The organism is Pseudodesulfovibrio indicus, assembly GCF_001563225.1.
In the GTDB taxonomy this organism is placed as follows: domain Bacteria; phylum Desulfobacterota; class Desulfovibrionia; order Desulfovibrionales; family Desulfovibrionaceae; genus Pseudodesulfovibrio; species Pseudodesulfovibrio indicus.
The window spans coordinates 74,579-91,935 of sequence record NZ_CP014206.1; the positions used below are offsets into that span (position 1 = coordinate 74,579).

Sequence of the window (17,357 nt, forward strand, 5' to 3'; positions counted from 1 at the left end):
GGGTGTGTCGGTTCCGGACGGAATGGCGGCCGCCCGAGAGAGTGTGCTCTTGCGAACAGCCGGCTCCCCGACCGTCCGCACCTCACCCCTACCAACCCCGCCCCCAAAAAACATTGACCCAGGTCAACAAACCGAACTTTTCCCACAAAAAAAGCGCCCCATCGGAGCGCAAAAGTTGAACAGCCCTCTCCCTGGAGCACCTTTGAGGCGTCAGCCTCAAACAGCGGCTCCAGTTCCCGCACGGCGTAACAAACAACGGCCCTCTTCTGGAGCGTTTTTGAGGCACAGCCTCAAACAGCGGCTCTACCCCCGCACGGAGAAAGGAACAAGCCACCTCTTTGGAGCGACTCGGGTGCTTCAGCACCCGACAGCGGCTCTCTCCCCCGCGATCGTACGCAGCGAGGCTTTCGAGAGTGGGTCAGGCGTGCATTTTCTTCAGGGGGGCTTTCACCGCAGCGTAGCCGTCTACGTGAGGATGAAAGCCCCCCTGAAAAAATGTGCGAATGGCCCGCTATCGGAAGCCGCCGCCGGATACACGAGGCCTAATCTTCGATTGGCCTCGTGTATCCGCAGCCCTTCTTGGGGCAGGCGATGTGCTCGCCCTTGTCCTTGGTGGCCTTGCGGGTGAGGATCGGGTGGCCGCACTTGGGGCACTCCTCTTTGATGGGCCAGTTCCAGACCGCGTAGTCGCACTTGGGATAGGCGGAGCAGGAGTAGAAGAGCTTGCCCCGGCGCGAGGACTTCTCGACCAGTTCGCCGTCGCACCCTTCGTTGGGGCAGGGAACGCCGGTGGAGAACGGCGCGGCATAGGTGCAGTCCGGGTAGTTGGAGCAGGCGATGAACCGGGAGCCGGTGCGCGCCTTCTTGAGCAGCAGCTCGCCGCCGCAGTCCGGGCAGGTGCCGACCACTTCGGGCTTTTCGGACTCCACGACCTGGATGTTGCCGTCCGCGTCGCGGGTGAAGTTGACGATGGACTTGCAGTCCGGGTAGCCGGTGCAGCCCAGGAACTCGCCGCGCCGGGACTGCTTGATGGCCATGGGTCGGCCGCACTTCTCGCAGGTGACGCCGGTATCCTCGGGCTTTTCGCGGTCCACGACCTCGATGTTGCCCTCTTCGTCGCGGGTGAAGTTCTTGATGGTCCGGCAGGCCGGGAACCCGGTGCAGCCCAGGAACTCGCCGGTCTTGCCGAACTTGACGGCCATGGGCTTGCCGCAGTTCTCGCACTTGATGTCCGTGACCTGCTGGGAGCGGCCCATCTCGGTGCGCGCCTTTTCCAGGGTGGGATAGAAATCGCCGCCGAAATTCTTGAGCAGTTCCTTCCAGTCCTTTTTGCCGTCGGCCACGTCGTCGAGCATGGTCTCCATCTGGGCGGTGAAGCCCACGTCCATGAGCGCCTGGAAGTGTTCGGACAGCTGGTCGGACACGGTGAAGCCCAGCTCGGTGGGCACGAACCGCTTCTCCTCCTGGCGGGCGTACTCGCGCTCCAGCAGGGTGGAGATGATGGCCGCGTAGGTGGACGGGCGGCCGATGCCGAGCTCCTCCAGGGTCTTGACCAGGGAGGCTTCCGAGTAGCGCGGCGGCGGCTGGGTGAACTTCTGTTCCTTTTTCAGCTCGTTGAGCTTGAGGACTTCGCCCTCGGAGAGCTTGGGCAGCTCGGCCTCGTCCTCGGACTTGGCCTTGTCCATGGCGGCCAGGAAGCCCGCGAAGAGCAGCCGCTCGCCCTTGGCGCGCCACACGGTGCGCGGGGCCGAGACGAGCACCGTGGTGTCCCAGAAGGTGGCCGCGGCCATCTGCGAGGCCACGAACCGCTGCCAGACGAGACGGTACAGCTTGTACTGCTCGCCGGGCAGGAAGGACTTCACGCTCTCGGGGGTGATGGTCACGTCAACGGGGCGGATGGCTTCGTGCGCGTCCTGCGCGCCGCCCTTGGTCTTGAAATTCCGGGTCTTGGGCGGGTAGTAGTCCGCGCCGAACCGGTCCAGGATCAGCTCCTTGGCCGCGTCCTGGGCCTCCTTGGCGATGCGCACGGAGTCGGTACGCATGTAGGTGATCAGCGCGGTGGTGCCCCGGGTGCCGAGCTCCACGCCCTCGTAGAGGCGCTGGGCGATGGACATGGTCCGCTTGGCGGAATAGCCCATGCGCCGGTTGGCGTCCTGCTGCAGGGTGGAGGTGATGTAGGGCGGCAGGGGTTCGCGCTTGCGCTGCTTCTCCTGCACGGAGTCCACGGTGAAGGCGCCGTTTTCCAGCTCCTGCTGCAGGGTCTCGGCCTCGCTCGCGGTGGAGACGTGGTTGGCGCCCGGCTTGACGGCCTTGTCCTCCAGCTTGTGCAGGTCCATCCAGAACGGCGGCGGGTTCCCGCCTTCGAGCAGGACCTTGAACGGCCAGTACTCGTCGGCCTTGAAGGCGCGGCGTTCCTTTTCGCGCTCGACCAGGATCTTGAGGGCCACGGACTGGACGCGCCCGGCGGAGATGCCGCGCTTGACGTTCTTCCACAGGATCGGGGAGATCTTGTAGCCCACCAGCCGGTCCAGGATGCGCCGGGCCTGCTGGGAGTCGAACAGGTTCTCGTTCAGGTCCTGGGCGTGCTCCAGGGCCTCCTTGACCGCGCGGGCCGTGATTTCGTTGAACTGGATGCGCCTGATCTTGTCGTTGACCGGCTTGAGCAGCTCGGCAACGTGCCAGGCGATGGCCTCACCCTCGCGGTCGGGGTCGGGGGCCAGGTAGACGGTGTCCGCCTTCTTGGCGGCGGCGCGCAGCCGCTTGACCACGTCCTCCTTGCCCTGGATGACCTCGTAGTGGGGGGCGAAGTCGTTCTCCTCGTCCACGCCCAGGTCGCGGGTGGGCAGGTCGCGCACGTGACCCACGGAGGCGTCCACGATGTAATCCTTGCCCAGGAATTTGGAGATGGTCTTCACCTTGGCGGGGGACTCGACGATGATCAGGTCTTTCGGCATGTTCGGCTCTCATATCAGGCTGTTGAACAGCGCGCGATTGCGCTCCTGCACTCGCGCATTCTTCAACAGACTGCTAGATTTTCCGGTCTGTTCCGCCGTTTTTCGGGGTCCGGCCGTCCCGAACGTCCCTTCCCGGCGGGCTGAGGGGGAGCTATGCCCGCTTTTTCCCCCGCTCGTCAAGCCTCTATATATAGATAATGGGTGAATTGTGATTTTTTCCCGAAGTCGGCATGGCCCCACCGTTACCGATTCTTCATTTTCAGGTAACCGACGGTCACCTGTCCGTCGGCCAATCGACGAATCCGCGACGTATACTTCTTGGACATTCCAACCCGCTTGAATCCAAGGAGAAACTATGCCTTCCGAACTGTTCAACCGCCGCGACTTCATGAAACTGGGCGGCCTTGCGGGCGTGGCCCTGGCCATGGCCGCCCTGCCCGCCACGGCCCAGGCCTCACCGGCCACCGTCAGCCTGGACGAATGTCTGGCCATGGACCCGCAGGCCATGGCCGACGCCTCCGGTCCGGTCTCCGCCTCCTGGCAGTCCATCCGGCAGGCGGCCTCGGCCATCCGCAACCCGGCCGTGCGCGCCAAGGTCCAGGCCATCCTGGACAACCCCTCGCCCACCCTGACCCGCGCCCTGGGCAGCGCCGAGAAAAAGGGAGTGTACAGCGAGCTGACCGCCAAGGGGCTGCTCAAGGACGTGGCCGAGGCCGACTTCCTGCCCCCGTCCCAGGGCAGCGCCGTCGCGCCCCAGCCGTTCTGGTCCGCGCCCGGCAGCGGCTATCAGAGCCACCACGCCTACCCCGGCGGGCTGTGCACCCACACCGGCTTGAACGTGCGCGTGTCCATGGCCCTGTACGACGGTTACCGGGAAGTGTACGACTACATGCTCGACCGCGACGTGGTCCTGGCCGCCCAGTTGCTCCACGACCTGCACAAGCCGTGGGTCTTCCAGTGGAACAAGAACGGCGAATCCCGGACCGAGCTGTCCCTGGCCGGGACCGGCGAGCACCACGTCCTGGGCGTGGCCGAGTCCATCGTCCGCGGCCTGCCCGCCGAGATCGTGGTGGCCCAGGCGTGCGCCCACAACCACCCGCGCACCGAGGCCGACGAGGCCCAGGTGGTCGGCTGGCTGACCGCAGCCGCCATCATCGCGGGCAAGGACCCGGTGGCATACGGGCTGCTCGCTCCCGGCGGCAAGACCCTGCCCCTGCCCCGCCGCCAGGAAGGATTCGTCACCCACCTGGGCGACCACGACTGGGTGCTCACCGTCCCCGCCGCCCAGTGGCTCATCCCGGTCATGGAGAAGGTGGCCGTGCGCGACTACAAGATCGCCCCGGCCGACCTCAAGAAGAAGCCGTTCAACCAGTTCCGCAACTACGTCTTTTCCCAGGCGACCATCATGTCCCTGTACGAGACCATGGCAGCCAAGGGCGAAGCCGAGCTCGTGCGGACCATCCACACCATCGTCATCCCCGCCTAGCCCCGCCGGCCAACAAAAAAGGGAGCCGTTGCGAAACGGCTCCCTGTTCTTTTTGCGGGTGGGGGCGGCTAGACCTTGGAGTCGAGATACGCCTTGAAGGCGGCGGCTCCGGGCTTGCCGTCGGCGGTGGTCACGCCGTCCAGCCACTTGCCGTACATGTCGGGATGGTCCTTGAGCCAGGCCAGGGCCGCCTGGACGGGCTTCAGGCCCTTGTCCCTGTACACGGCGGTCATGATCTGGTTCATCATGTCCACCGGGAAGACCATGTTCCTGAACAGCCTGGCCACGTTGGGATTGTCCTTGTCGAACCCCTTGCGGATATTGGTCCAGACCGTGGCCGTGCCGTTGTTGTCGCCGAAGGTATCGGCCGTGGAGCCGGTCAGGTAGGTCATGTCGATGCGCTCGTTCATGCTGTGCGGCGCCCAGCCCAGGAAAACGATCCACTTGTCGTTGGCGGCGAACGCCTGGGCCTCGGAAAGCATGGCCACCTCGCTGGACGCGACCAGCTTGAACTTGCCCAGTCCGAACAGGTTCTTGTCGATCATGTCCTGGATGATCAGGTTGCCGTCGTTGCCCGGCTCGATGCCGTAGATCTTCCAGTCCAGCTTGTCGCCGTATTTGGCGATGTCGCTGAAGTCCTTGAGCCCGGCCTCGGCGCAGTAGGTGGGGACGGCCAGGGTGTATTTGGCCCCGGGCATGTTGGCCACGTATTTGACCACCGTGCCCTTGTCGAAAAACTTGTCGGCGACGTTGGCCATGGAGGGCATCCAGTTGCCGAAGAAGACGTCGGCATCGCCCGTGGACAGGGCCGAGTAGACGATGGGCACGGAAAAGACCTTGTTTTCGGCCTGGTAGCCCAGGCTTTCGAGGACGTTGACCGCCACCTCGGACTTGATGGTCACGCCGGTCCAGGAGACGCTGGCGATGGTGATCTTGTCGGCGGCAAAAGCCGTGAGGGACGAACAAAACAGTGTTGCGACAATGAAAGCGACGGCGAGAATGCGTCGTAAGCCGATGGACATCAAACCTCCCATGTTGCGGTTGAGGGAGCGGCCCGCCCGTGGCCGGCCGCTCCCGCACGCGAAATGCGCTGCAGCCTACGCCCCGAACCAGTTGAGCGGCTCGGTGGCGTGGTTGCGGTATATGTGCTTGACCTCGGTGTACTCTTCGAGGCCGATCTTCCCCAGTTCGCGCCCCAGGCCGGACTGCTTGTAGCCGCCCCAGGGGGCCTGGACGAAATAGACGTTGAAATCGTTGACCCAGACCGTGCCGAACCGCAGCGCGGCGGAAACCCGCTCCATGCGGTCCGGGTCGCGGGTCCAGAACCCGGCGGACAGCCCGTAGATGGTGTCGTTGGCCCGCCAGACCGCCTCGGCCTCGTCCGTGAACCGCTCCACGGTGATCACCGGGCCGAAGACCTCCTCGCGCACGATGCGCATGTGGTTGCCGCAGTCGGTGAACAGCGTGGGCAGGTAGAAGTAGCCGTCGGCGAGGGCCGGGTCGTCGGGCCGCTTGCCGCCCAGGACCAGGTTCGCGCCCTCGGCGACCGCGATGGCCACGTACTCCTCGACCTTGGCCCGGTGGGCGGCGGAAATGAGCGGTCCCATCTGGGTCTTCTCGTCGAATCCGTTGCCGACCACGATGCGCTCCATGCGCGCCTTGAGCGCAGCCACGAACCGGTCGTGGAGCTTGTCCTGGACCAGGATTCTGGCCCCGGCGGAACAGATCTGCCCGGCGTGGAAGAAGACGCCGTTCAGGGCGTGGTCCACGGCCAGGTCCAGGTCCGCGTCGTCGAAGATGATGTTCGGGTTCTTGCCGCCCAGTTCCAGGGCGACCTTCTTCACGTTCCCGGCTGCCGAGCGCATGATCGCCTTGCCGGTCTCGATGCCGCCGGTGAAGGAGATCAGGTCCACGTCGTCGCTCTCGGACAGGGGCGCGCCCACTTCCGGGCCGGAACCGAGCACGGTATTGACCACACCGGGCGGGAACCCGGCCTCCTCGGCCAGCTCCGTGACCTTGAGGGTGGTCAGCGGGGTGATCTCGCTCGGCTTCATGACGATGCAGCAACCGGCGGCCAGGGCCGGGGCCATCTTCCAGGACGCCTGGAGCAGCGGGTAGTTCCAGGGGGAAATCTGCCCGCACACGCCCACCGGCTCGCGCACCACGCGGCTGGTGGAGTTCGGGTTGGGCGAGGCGATGGTCTCGCCGCCGTCCTTGTCCGCCAGCCCGGCGAAGTACCGGAAGATGCCCATGATGTCGCTCATGTCCCAGCGGCTCTCCTCCACGGTCTTGCCCGTGTCGAGGCTCTCCAGCCGCGCAAGCTCCTCGGAGTCGCGCTCGATGAGGTCCGCCAGCCGGAACAGCAGCCGGGCGCGCTCCACGGCGGGGGTCTGCGGCCAGCCGCCCTGGTCGAAGGCGTGCCGGGCCGCGCCGATGGCGGCCTCGGCGTCCTCGCGCCCGCCCTCGGCGACCACGGCGATGACCGAGCCGTCAAAGGGATTGTGAATCTCGCGCCTGCCGCCGTGCGTGCTGCCGCGCCACTGCCCGTCGATGTAATGGTTGCCCAGCAACATGGCTACGCCTCCCTCCGCTCGTGCTTGTAGAACGGCGCGTGCTCGGGGGGCAGCGGCGTGTTGCCGAGGATGATGTCCGCGGCCTTTTCCGCGATCATCATGGTCGGGGCGTAGATGTTGCCGTTGGTCACGTAGGGCATGACCGAGGCGTCCACCACGCGCAGCCCTTCCACGCCGCGCACGCGCAGCTCGGGGTCGGTGACCGCCATGTCGTGGGTGCCCATGGCGCAGGTGCAGCTCGGGTGGTAGGCGGACTCGCCCTCGCGGGCCACGAAATCGAGGATCTCCTCGTCGGTCTGCGCCTGTGCGCCCGGCGCCAGCTCCTTGCCCCGGAACTCGTCGAAGGCGGGCTGGGTCATGATCTCGCGGGTCTTGCGGATGGCCTCCACCCACTCCCTGCGCTCCTGGTCCGTGGACAGGTAGTTGAACAGGATGGACGGGTGCTCGGCGGGATCGTCGGACTTGATCTTCACATGCCCGCGCACATCGGTGTTCATGGGGCCGACGTGGACCTGGTAGCCGTGGCCCTCGTTGGGGGCCGAGCCGTCGTAGCGGATGGCGATGGGCAGGAAATGGTACTGGAGGTTGGGGTACTCCACCTGGTCGTTGCTCCGGATGAAGCCGCCGGCCTCGAAATGGTTGGTGGCCGCCTCGCCGGTCTGGCCGAAGAGCCACTTCATGCCGATCCACGGCTGCCGGTACCACTTCAGGCACGGGAACATGGAGACCGGCTTCTTGCAGGCGTACTGGACATAGAGCTCCAGGTGATCCTGGAGGTTCTCGCCCACGCCGGGCAGGTCGTGGACCACGTTGACGCCGAGCGCGCTCAGCTCCGCGCCGTTGCCCACGCCCGAAAGCTGGAGCAGCTGCGGGGAATTGATCGCCCCGCCGCAGGAGATGACCTCGCCGCCGTAGGCCTTGTGCAGGCGTCGGCCACGGGCGTATTCCACACCCACGGCGCGCTTGCCTTCGAAGAGAATGCGGGTGGCCGTGGCCAAACACTTGACCGTCAGGTTGCGGCGGTTCTTGACCGGGTGGACATAGGCCCGCGCCGCGTTCCAGCGGCGGCCCCGGTGGGTGTTGCGGTCGAATTTGCCGAACCCTTCCTGCTGATAGCCGTTGACGTCCTTGGTCACGGGATAGCCCGCCTGCTGGACCGCGCCGAAGAAGGCGTCGAAGAGCGGATTGTCGCATTCCGGCTCGGTCAGGTACAGGGGGCCGACCGCGCCCTGGTACTCGTCCGCGCCCGCGGTCCGGCATTCGAACCGCTTGAAATAGGGCAGGCAGTGCGCATAGGACCACTCGTCAAGGCCGTCCTCTTCGGCCCACTTCTCGTAGTCCATGGCGTTGCCGCGAATGTAGATCATGCCGTTGATGCAGCTGGACCCGCCCAGGACCTTGCCGCGCGGCTGGTAGATGCGGCGGTTGTTCATGTGCGGCTCGGGGTCGGACTCGTACCACCAGTTGTAGGTCTTCCCGGCCAGCGGATAGGTCAGCGCGGCGGGCATGTGGATGCGGAAGTCGAGCTTGAAGTCGGGAAGCCCCGCCTCCAGGACCAGGACCTTGTTTTTGGGGTTCGCGGAAAGGCGGTTGGCCAGGACGGAACCGGCGGAACCGCCGCCTACAATTATGTAATCGTATTGCTTCATTCGGCTTTTCTCTCTTTTGGCTGTTGATTGTCTTCCTGCAGGAACTCGGCGCCCAGCCCGTTGGTCGGCACGCCGCGCTCCTCCACGCACTGCCGCAGCAGCACGTAGTGGTGTCCGATGTAGGCCAGGGCGCGCATGACGTCGCCCCCGGCGATGGCCTTGGCCGTGTCGCTCCAGTTGGCCGCCGCCCTCCTCCGGTAGTCGGGGTCCCGGTACAGGGCGTAGTCGTGGGAGCTGAATCCCATCTGGAGCGCGTGCATGACCCATTCGAACAACGGGTTGCGGGCCATGCGGGCCAGGTCGAGGTTCAATTTCCGGTCCAGCTCGCTGGTGGCCTCGAAATCGGGATCGGGCGCGTCGAGCATGGATTCCAGCCGGGACGCCTCCCGGACCAGGGCCTCCTTTTCCGCCGGTTGACCGTGGGCCATGGCCATCTGGGTTATGGCCCGGTCCAGGGTCTCGCGGAATTCGATGAGCTTCTCCGGCTCCACCGGGTGCTGCTTCAGGAACAGGGCCAGCGACTCGGACACGTTGCCCACGTCGAGCTGCCGGACGTACGCCCCGCCCTTGGCCCCCTTCTTCACACCGAGCAGTCCCTTCTGCTGCAATATCTTGATCGCCTCGCGCACCACGCCGCGTCCGGTGCCGAACCGGGTCTGCATCTCCCGCTCGCTCGGCAGCCGCTCGCCCGGGGTCAGCCTGCCGTCCACGATGGCGGCCTCGATCTGCAACGCGACCTCTTCGCTGGCGCGGCCCGCCCGCACCGGCAAAAACAGATGATGAACCTTGGCTGTCTCGCTCATTGGCACTACCTATGCGCCGATCAAACGGCATTTTGCATTGATTTTTGAAGAAAGGCCCTTGTTTGGTAGGACCATTATAGCCGTACATTTCTCCCGGCGTCAACCCGGTCTTGTTTTCGGGGCGGGACAAGGGCTTTCGCCTGTCGGGGGATGGTTTTTAGAGTAAATCTAGACATAAATTTTCGAGAATATTGGCTTTTTCTCAATGGTTACACTTCCGGCAAAATTTCGGGTAGTTAGGAGTGGCCGAGTCGTGGTATAAGCGTACTCGGACAGGCGGGAAGCGTGAAAACCGTCAATAATTCATTAAACTAATTGATAATCGGACCGATAAGAGCCATTGGGACGCAAGGGCCGGGGTGGACGACAAGTGACGAACGAAAGAAGACGGGAACTGGCCGAGCGTGCGGCCGCCGTGAGAGAAGCCCTGGCAGGGGCCGCCAAGGAGGCGGGCCGCGCCCCGGAGGACGTGACCCTGGTGGCGGTGTCCAAACTGCACCCGGCGTCGGACGTCCGCGACCTGGCCGAAAGCGGCCAGACCGAGTTCGGCGAGAACTACGTCCAGGAGGCCCTGGCCAAGCAGGAAGCGCTGGCCGGGCTGCCGGTGAACTGGCATTTCATCGGCGGGTTGCAGTCCAACAAGGCCAAATACGTGGCCGGGAATTTCACCCTGGTGCACAGCGTGGACTCTTCCAAGCTGGCCCAGGCATTGCACAAAAAGGCCGCGAGCCTCGGATTGGTCCAGGACATTCTGCTTCAGGTGAATATTGCGGGCGAGGTACAAAAGTCCGGAGTTCCGGAGAAGAGCCTGCCCCGATTGGCCGAGGAGGTCCTGTCGCTGAAGGGCGTGCGTCTCGTCGGGTTGATGACGATGCCGCCGTTTTTCGACGATCCCGAGGGCGCGAGGCCGGTGTTTTCCCGTCTGCGCGAGCTGCGCGACGGGCTGGAAACGAGGCTGGGCATGCGGTTGCCGCACCTCTCCATGGGCATGACCGGGGACTTCATCCCGGCGGTGCAGGAGGGCGCGACGCTGGTGCGCATAGGAACGCGAATTTTCGGGGAGCGGCCCCCGCGAGGATAGGAACAAGGCGGCAACTGTATGGATCTCGGAACCATAATCGGCATCGTCCTCTCGTTCGGCCTGGTGTTGTCGGCGATCATGACCGGCTCCAGCCTGATCATCTTCGTGTCCGTGCCCTCCCTGCTGATCGTCGTGGGCGGCACCATCGGCGCCGGACTGGTCAACTACCCCATGAACTACATCATCGGCGTCATCGGGGTCATCAAGAACACCTTCTTCACCAGCCTGGACTCGCCCTCCGAGATCATCGAGCGGTTCAAGGACTACGCCAACCGAGCCCGCCGCGAGGGCATCCTGTCCCTGGAGCCGCTGATCAAGGAGATCGACGACGACTACATGCGCAAGGGGCTCCAGCTGACCGTGGACGGCCTGGAGCCGCAGACCATCCAGGAGATCCTGGAAACCGAGATTTCGTACCTGGGCGAACGCCACGCCACGGGCGCTGACGTGGTCGGGGCGCTGGGCACCCTGGCCCCGGCCATGGGCATGATCGGCACGGTCATCGGCCTGGTGCAGATGCTCCAGACCATGTCCGACCCGTCCTCCATCGGCCCGGCCATGGCCGTGGCCCTGCTGACCACCCTGTACGGCGCGCTCATCGCCAACCTGATCCTCATCCCCATGGCGGGCAAGCTCAAGGCGCGCAGCAAGGAGGAAATCCTGCTGCGCGAGATGATCATGGAGGGCATCCTGTCCATCTCCAAGGGCGAGAACCCGCGCATCATCGAAGAGAAGCTGAACAGCTACCTGCCGCCCAAGGATCGGATCATCTCGGACTAACCTCGGTCCCCGGGGGACGCCATGGCCAAGAAGAAGAAAAAACTGATCTGCGAGGAGATCCCCCTCTGGATGGTCACGTTCGCGGACTGCATGACCCTCATGCTGACCTTCTTCATCCTGCTCGTGTCCATGGCCACCATCGACCAGCGCCGCAAGCTGGTGGCGCTCGGGTCCATCATCGGCACCTTCGGCTTCGACAAGGCGAGCTACGAGGTGTTCTCCAAGAAGGACACCAAGCAGACCGTGGAGCCCGGCCCCATCGACACCGGCGACCTGGAGCCGCTCCAGGCCCTGAAATGGGAGAACGTGGACCAGGACATCAACTTTTCTTCCAGCCGGTTCGTCCAGATCCTGTCCATCAACGCGCGGCTGCTCTTCGCCCCGGACGGCTTCACCCTGAGCGCCGAGGGGCTGGCCACCCTGGACCGCTTCCTGCCGCTGCTGCTCCAGGTCAAATACCCGCTGCTCCTGGCCGGACACACCTCGGACCTGCGCGACGAGCGGGACCTGGACTACCAGCCCGGCGACGACGAGCAGAACCCCGATCTCTCCTGGAAGCTCTCCCTGAACCGCGCCCTGGCCATCTACCGCTACCTGCTCGACAAGGGCATGGACCCGGACATGATCCGGGTGGAGGCGTTCGGCAAGTACCGGCCCCACTATCCGCCCGACACCGCAGAGAACCGCAGCCGCAACCGGCGCGTGGACATCGTCCTGGACAAGCGGTCCAGCCGGCTGGGCGACCGCATCGTGGATGCCATGCCCGTGGTCAGGGACCGGAAGGACAGCATGACCGTAAACGGCTTCGAGTTCGACGTCTCCACGCCCGAGGAGCTGAGGTAGGCCATGGCCAGGAAGAAGAAGGAAGTCTGCCCGCCGCTGGCCCTCTGGTTGATCACCTTTTCGGATCTCATGACCCTGCTGCTGACCTTTTTCGTACTCCTGCTGACCATGGCCTCCATGGACAACTCCATCCTGACCAAGGTGACCCTGACCACGGCGGACCTCGGCCTGCTCGACAAGCGCGGCTCGGGCCGGGTCAACGCCAAGGAGCGGCTCATCGTGGACCTCATGGAAAAGCCGTGGGAGGTGCTGGAGAAGCAGCAGCGGATCAAGGACCTGCTCTACCCGGACGACGTCCTGCCGGACGAAATCAGCAAGTCCGAGCTGGACCAGAACCTGGACGTCCTGGCCAAGCAGGACGGCGTGGCCCTGGTCTTCACGGACCAGATCCTGTTCGCGCCCGGCGGCTCGGAGCTGTCCGACCGGGGCAAGTTCCTGATGGCCAAGCTGGTGCCGATGATGACCCAGACCGACGCGCCCATCAACGTGGCCGGGTACACGGACCAGAGCGACGCCACGCAGACTCCGCTCGACCTGTCCGGCGACCGCGCCCTGTCCGTGCTCGCCTTCCTGGTGGAGAAGGGCGTACCCAATTCGAGATTTTCGCTCTCCGCCTACGGCAACGCCTTCCCGGCCGTGAACGAGCTGGGCAGGCCCGTGGCCTCGCCCAAGAACCGGCGGGTGGAGATATTGCTCAAGACCGCCAAGCCCATCGGCGGCTACTAGAGTCTAAACTTTGTCTGGAAAACTGACCCGATTGACGGTATAGGACCGAGAACAACCAGCAGAAAAGGTGTCGGCCATGGCTCAAGACGAACTGACCCAGGAAGAAGGGAAGAAAAAGGGCGGACTGCTCAAGTGGATCATCATCGCCGTGGTGCTCATCGCCCTCGGCGTGGGCGGCTGGTTCGGCTACAAGATGTTTTTTGCCGCGCCTCCCGAAGACGCGGCGGCCACCCAGGACGCCGGAGGCGACGCGGGCAAGCCCGCCGAGAGTCTGGAGGGGCAGCTCGTGCCGCTGCCCACGTTCCTGGTTAACCTGGCGGACCCGCTGGGGCGGCGCTACCTGAAGCTCGGCGTGGAGGTCGAAGTCCGCGACGAGGAGGCCCAGGCGGCCCTGGCCAAGTACGAGGCCAAGATCAAGGACACCCTGCTCCTGCTGCTTTCCAGCAAGAGCTACGACGGCCTGTCCACCATGCAGGCCAAGGTCGAGCTGAAGCAGGAGATAGCGGACAGGCTCAATCAGATCATCGGGAACGGCGGTGTGCTCCGGGTCTACATCACGGAAATGGTCATCCAGTAGCACGCTTCTTGCAGCCTACGGTCCGGACCGTCCCGGTTTTTGACGGCCCGTCCGCAGACAACAGAATTTTGCGAGGTAAGCGACATGGCTGACGATCAGGACAAACTTGCGCAGGAATGGGCGGACGCCCTCCTGGAAAGCGGCGACAGCGACGATCCCCTGGGGGGGCTCGAAGACGTGACCGACCCGTCCATGGCGGGCAGCGCCGAGCTGGGGAACGACGACGAGTCCCTGGCCGACGAATGGGCCGCTGCTCTGGCCGAGACCGAGCAGGACGAGGTCAAGCACGAGAAGGAACAGGCGTTCCTCTCCACCCAGACCCACGACTACGAACTGGCCGACATGGGGCCGGACGCCAAGGCCGGAAGCTCTTCGGGCAAACGCGATCTGGACTTCATCCTGGACATTCCCCTGGAGGTCTCGGCAGAGCTGGGCCGCACCAAGCTGCTCATCAACGAGCTGCTCCAGCTGGGCCAGGGTTCCGTGGTCGAGCTGAACAAGCTGGCCGGCGAACCGCTGGAAATCTACGTCAACGGAAAGCTCGTGGCGCGCGGCGAGGCCGTGGTCATCAACGAGAAATTCGGCATCCGCCTGACCGACATCATCAGCCCCATCGAGCGGGTGAAGCAACTTGGATAGCACCGCCACGGTCTCCACCCCGGCGCCCATGCCGCTTCCCGCGGTGGATTCGGGAACCACCTTCCTGACCACCGCAGGCTACCTTTGCCTGCTGCTCGGCGTCATCTTCCTCGCCTACTGGCTGCTCCGGCGGTACGGCGTGCCCGGCGCGCTGACCACCGGCAAGGACGGCCCCAGGCTGCGCAACCGGCTGATGCTCGGCAACCGGCAGTCCGTGGCCGTGGTCCGCTACCGCGACCGCGACCTGCTGCTCGGGGTCACCGAACACGCCATCACCCTGCTCTCCGAGAGCGAAGCCGCCCCGGAAGAGGAGCGGCCCGAACGCAAGAGCTTCGCCGCCGTGTTGAAGAAGGGGTCGGACGATGCGTAGGTGGATTCCCCTGGCCCTGGCCGCGCTCGCGGCCGCGCTGTTCCTGCCGGGCCTTGCCCTGGCCCAGGGGCCGACCATTCCCAAGCTGACCATGGAGCTGGCCGCGGGCCAGGCCGATCCGCAGGAGGTCTCCACACTGCTGGAGATCCTCTTCATGCTGACCGTCCTGTCCATGGCCCCGGCGATCATGCTGACCATGACCTCCTTCACCCGGATCATCATCGTCTTCCACTTCATCCGCCAGGCCATGGGCACGCAGCAGATGCCGCCCAACCAGATCCTGGCGGCCCTGGCCATCTTCATGACTCTGGTCATCATGTACCCGGTGGGCAAGACGATCAACGAGACGGCGCTTCAGCCGTACATGAACGAGTCCATCAATTTCACCGAGGCGCTGGACCGCGCCCAGGTCCCCATCCGCGAGTTCATGTTCAAGCACACCCGCGAGAAGGACCTGTCGATCTTCTATTCCATCACCAAGGAACCGCGCCCGGAGAACAAGGAGGAGGTCTCGACCATCATGCTGGTGGCGGCCTACACCATCTCCGAGCTAAAGACCGGCTTCACCATCGGCTTCCTGATCTACATCCCGTTCCTCATCCTGGACATGGTGGTGGCGTCCATCCTGCTGGCCATGGGCATGATGATGCTGCCGCCGGTCATGATCTCGCTGCCGTTCAAGATTCTCCTCTTCATCCTCATCGACGGCTGGAACCTGCTGGTGGGTTCACTGGTCAACACCTTCCAGTGACCATGCGCACTGTGTTACCCGGGGAGAGCTGCGTCCAATGACACCTGAATTCGTCGTCGGCTTTGCACGACAAGCCATTGAAATGACCCTGATCATCGCCCTGCCCATGCTCGGCATCGGCATGGCCGTTGGCATCTTCATCTCCATCCTCCAGGCCGCCACCCAGATCCAGGAGATGACCCTGACCATGGTGCCCAAGATCATCGCCATCTTCCTGGCGCTGCTCATCGCCTTCCCGTGGATAATGGACAAGATGACGTCCTATACCACGAATCTCTTCCTCAATCTGCCCAATTACATCCGCTAGGCCCGCCCGGGTCTTTGCGCACGCCCCCGCCCGGCCGCCGAATCCGCTTCCGCGGGTATAGCTTGCCGCTTATTTCTTGCCAAAAGTACAGTGGAGACGTAATCTCGTATTAAGCAACATCAATAAATACAAACAACGATATACCAGGTCTGAATATGACGTTTGCAAACCTCCCGAAGCCCGCCGCCCTCCTGGCCCTGGCGGCTTGGCTGATCCTGTCCGCCCCCCTTTCGGCCGGAGCCTACCCGCTCTTCCGCACCCCCTCGATCCAGCTGCCTCCGGGCACCTCCCTGTCCGCCTATGTGGGCGGGTTGGCTCCGGCGGGCGAACGGACCGAAATCAAGATGCTCGATCCGGCGGACGGCGCGCTGGTCCCGTCGGACGCGGCCTCGCCCATCCTGCGCTGGGAAGACCCGGCGGCACCGGCCTGGCTGATCAGCCTGAGCGTGGACGGCCGGCCCGTGTGCCGGGGCATCGTGGACGAATCCTCCTGGGCTCCCGACCCGGCCCTGTGGGCGCGGATCAAGGAAGGCGCGGGCGACAGGCCCATCGAGGTCGCGGTGGAAGGCGTGGCCTACGGACTGCTCGTCTCGTCCGCCCGGACCTCCTTCGCCGTGTCCCCGGACCCCGCCGGGGCGGACATCGCCTTCCTGCGCAAGCGGCTGCCCTTCCGTGTCGCCAAGGACAATCCCTTCGACAGCCAAATGGTGGTCGGCGACCTCGCGGAGCACGGCAAACCGCGCGTGGTCATGCAGGACCTGCCCATCTGCTTCAACTGCCACGCGTACTCCCAGGACGGGTCCACCTACGGCATGGACATGGACTACAAGGGCGACAAGGGCGGCTACGCCCTGATGGACGTGGGCGAGAAGGTCACGGTCCGCGACCGCGACGTGGTCTCCTGGAACGACTATCCCCCGCCCAAGCCCGCCAAGTACAGCATGGGCCTGTTCACCTCCTTCTCCCCGGACGGGCGATACGCGGCCTCCACCGTGGGCGAAACCTCGGCCTTCATCATGCTCGACGACCTCTATTTCTCGCAGATGTTCTACCCGGCAACCGGACAGATCGCCATCCGCGACCGGAAGACCGGCAAGGTCGTCCCCCTGCCCGGAGCCGACGATACGGCCTACATCCAGACCAACCCTTCCTTCACCCCGGACGGCGCGCGCGTGGCCTTTGCCCGCGCCACGGTCAAACCGGAGCTGGTTGCGGACATCGAGGCGGGCAGGCTGATCAGGGAAGACCCCAGGCAGAACATCCTGGATGCGGACGAGAAGTACCCAATGCAGTTCGACCTGTGGTCCGTGCCGTTCAACGGAGGCAAGGGCGGCAGCCCCGAGCCGATCAAGGGAGCCTCGGCCAACGGCAGGAGCAACTTCTTCCCGCGTTATTCCCCGGACGGCAAATGGCTGGTCTTCACCCAGTGCGCCACCGGCCTGGTGCTCCAGCCCGACTCGCGGCTGGTCATCGTCCCCGCCGAGGGCGGCGAACCGCGTCCGCTGAGGGCCAACACGGGACTGATGAACTCGTGGCACTCCTGGTCGCCCAACTCCAAATGGCTGTGCTTCGCCTCCAAGGGCAACTCGCCCTTCACCGAGATTTACCTGACCCACATCGACGACAACGGGGAATCCAGCCCCCCGCTCCGGCTCTTTCGGCTGAGCCACCCGGAGCTGGCGGCCATGGTCCCCGAATTCGTGCCGCCCGCAGCGGGCATCAAGCAGAAGTACATGGACCTTGCCGACCCGGATGGGGCGGTCGGCCAGTCCATTGCGACAGACGGCAGATAGAGGGAACCGCTTTATTCATTTCAAG

The 17,357-nt window shown here is 64.7% G+C and carries 16 protein-coding genes; 11 read left to right on the forward strand and 5 right to left on the reverse strand.

From position 1 onward, the window contains the following. Nucleotides 1–542: 542 nt before the first annotated feature. Entirely contained in the window at nt 543–2,954 is a 2,412-nt protein-coding gene (topA, locus tag AWY79_RS00430) for a type I DNA topoisomerase (RefSeq protein WP_066799017.1), read from the reverse strand. 355 nt (nt 2,955–3,309) lie between these two features. On the opposite strand from topA, the gene AWY79_RS19515 reads away from it, so the two are divergent. Beyond that, nucleotides 3,310–4,440: a twin-arginine translocation signal domain-containing protein gene (locus AWY79_RS19515; RefSeq protein ID WP_066799019.1), complete on the forward strand. Its 1,131-nt coding sequence runs from the start codon at nt 3,310–3,312 to the stop codon at nt 4,438–4,440. Nucleotides 4,441–4,508: 68 nt separating this feature from the next. On the opposite strand, the gene AWY79_RS00440 is transcribed toward AWY79_RS19515, so the two are convergent. From AWY79_RS00440 to AWY79_RS00455, 4 genes are all read right to left on the reverse strand, one after another. Then, on the reverse strand, nt 4,509–5,462 hold the full coding sequence (locus AWY79_RS00440; protein WP_066799021.1) for an ABC transporter substrate-binding protein: 954 nt from the start codon (nt 5,460–5,462) through the stop codon (nt 4,509–4,511). A 75-nt stretch (nt 5,463–5,537) separates the two neighbouring features. Further along, nucleotides 5,538–7,013, reverse strand: coding sequence for a betaine-aldehyde dehydrogenase (betB, locus tag AWY79_RS00445; RefSeq protein WP_066799023.1), 1,476 nt, complete (start codon nt 7,011–7,013; stop codon nt 5,538–5,540). 2 nt (nt 7,014–7,015) lie between these two features. Next, nucleotides 7,016–8,662: a choline dehydrogenase gene (gene betA / locus AWY79_RS00450; protein ID WP_066799026.1), complete on the reverse strand. Its 1,647-nt coding sequence runs from the start codon at nt 8,660–8,662 to the stop codon at nt 7,016–7,018. Then, nucleotides 8,659–9,465, reverse strand: coding sequence for a FadR/GntR family transcriptional regulator (locus AWY79_RS00455; protein WP_066799027.1), 807 nt, complete (start codon nt 9,463–9,465; stop codon nt 8,659–8,661). Before AWY79_RS00455 ends, betA begins: the two co-directional genes overlap by 4 nt. Nucleotides 9,466–9,835: 370 nt before the next feature. Here AWY79_RS00455 and AWY79_RS00460 point away from each other — a divergent pair, with 370 nt between their 5' ends. From AWY79_RS00460 to AWY79_RS00505, 10 genes are all read left to right on the forward strand, one after another. Then, entirely contained in the window at nt 9,836–10,546 is a 711-nt protein-coding gene (locus tag AWY79_RS00460; protein ID WP_066799030.1) for a YggS family pyridoxal phosphate-dependent enzyme, read from the forward strand. An 18-nt stretch (nt 10,547–10,564) separates the two neighbouring features. Then, on the forward strand, nt 10,565–11,326 hold the full coding sequence (locus AWY79_RS00465) for a motility protein A (RefSeq protein WP_066799032.1): 762 nt from the start codon (nt 10,565–10,567) through the stop codon (nt 11,324–11,326). Between the two features lie 21 nt (nt 11,327–11,347). Beyond that, nucleotides 11,348–12,169 (forward strand): OmpA/MotB family protein, encoded by an 822-nt coding sequence (locus tag AWY79_RS00470; protein ID WP_066799034.1) that lies wholly within the window; start codon nt 11,348–11,350, stop codon nt 12,167–12,169. Between the two features lie 3 nt (nt 12,170–12,172). Next, on the forward strand, nt 12,173–12,895 hold the full coding sequence (locus tag AWY79_RS00475) for an OmpA/MotB family protein (protein ID WP_066799036.1): 723 nt from the start codon (nt 12,173–12,175) through the stop codon (nt 12,893–12,895). Between the two features lie 76 nt (nt 12,896–12,971). After that, entirely contained in the window at nt 12,972–13,472 is a 501-nt protein-coding gene (locus tag AWY79_RS00480) for a flagellar basal body-associated FliL family protein (RefSeq protein WP_066799038.1), read from the forward strand. A gap of 84 nt (nt 13,473–13,556) precedes the next feature. Further along, nucleotides 13,557–14,111 carry a flagellar motor switch protein FliN gene (fliN, locus tag AWY79_RS00485; RefSeq protein ID WP_066799041.1) on the forward strand — a complete coding sequence of 185 codons (555 nt, stop codon included), beginning with the start codon at nt 13,557–13,559 and terminating at the stop codon, nt 14,109–14,111. Continuing rightward, nucleotides 14,104–14,481: a flagellar biosynthetic protein FliO gene (gene fliO, locus AWY79_RS00490; protein ID WP_078063541.1), complete on the forward strand. Its 378-nt coding sequence runs from the start codon at nt 14,104–14,106 to the stop codon at nt 14,479–14,481. Before fliN ends, fliO begins: the two co-directional genes overlap by 8 nt. Further along, complete coding sequence (gene fliP / locus AWY79_RS00495; protein ID WP_066799052.1) at nt 14,474–15,232, forward strand: flagellar type III secretion system pore protein FliP; 759 nt, start codon at nt 14,474–14,476, stop codon at nt 15,230–15,232. Before fliO ends, fliP begins: the two co-directional genes overlap by 8 nt. A 37-nt stretch (nt 15,233–15,269) precedes the next feature. Further along, a complete protein-coding gene (gene fliQ, locus AWY79_RS00500; RefSeq protein WP_066799055.1) occupies nt 15,270–15,539 on the forward strand; it encodes a flagellar biosynthesis protein FliQ in 270 nt (89 codons plus the stop codon). Nucleotides 15,540–15,694: 155 nt separating this feature from the next. Next, nucleotides 15,695–17,332, forward strand: coding sequence for a TolB family protein (locus tag AWY79_RS00505; protein WP_066799057.1), 1,638 nt, complete (start codon nt 15,695–15,697; stop codon nt 17,330–17,332). The last annotated feature ends 25 nt before the right edge of the window (nt 17,333–17,357 follow it).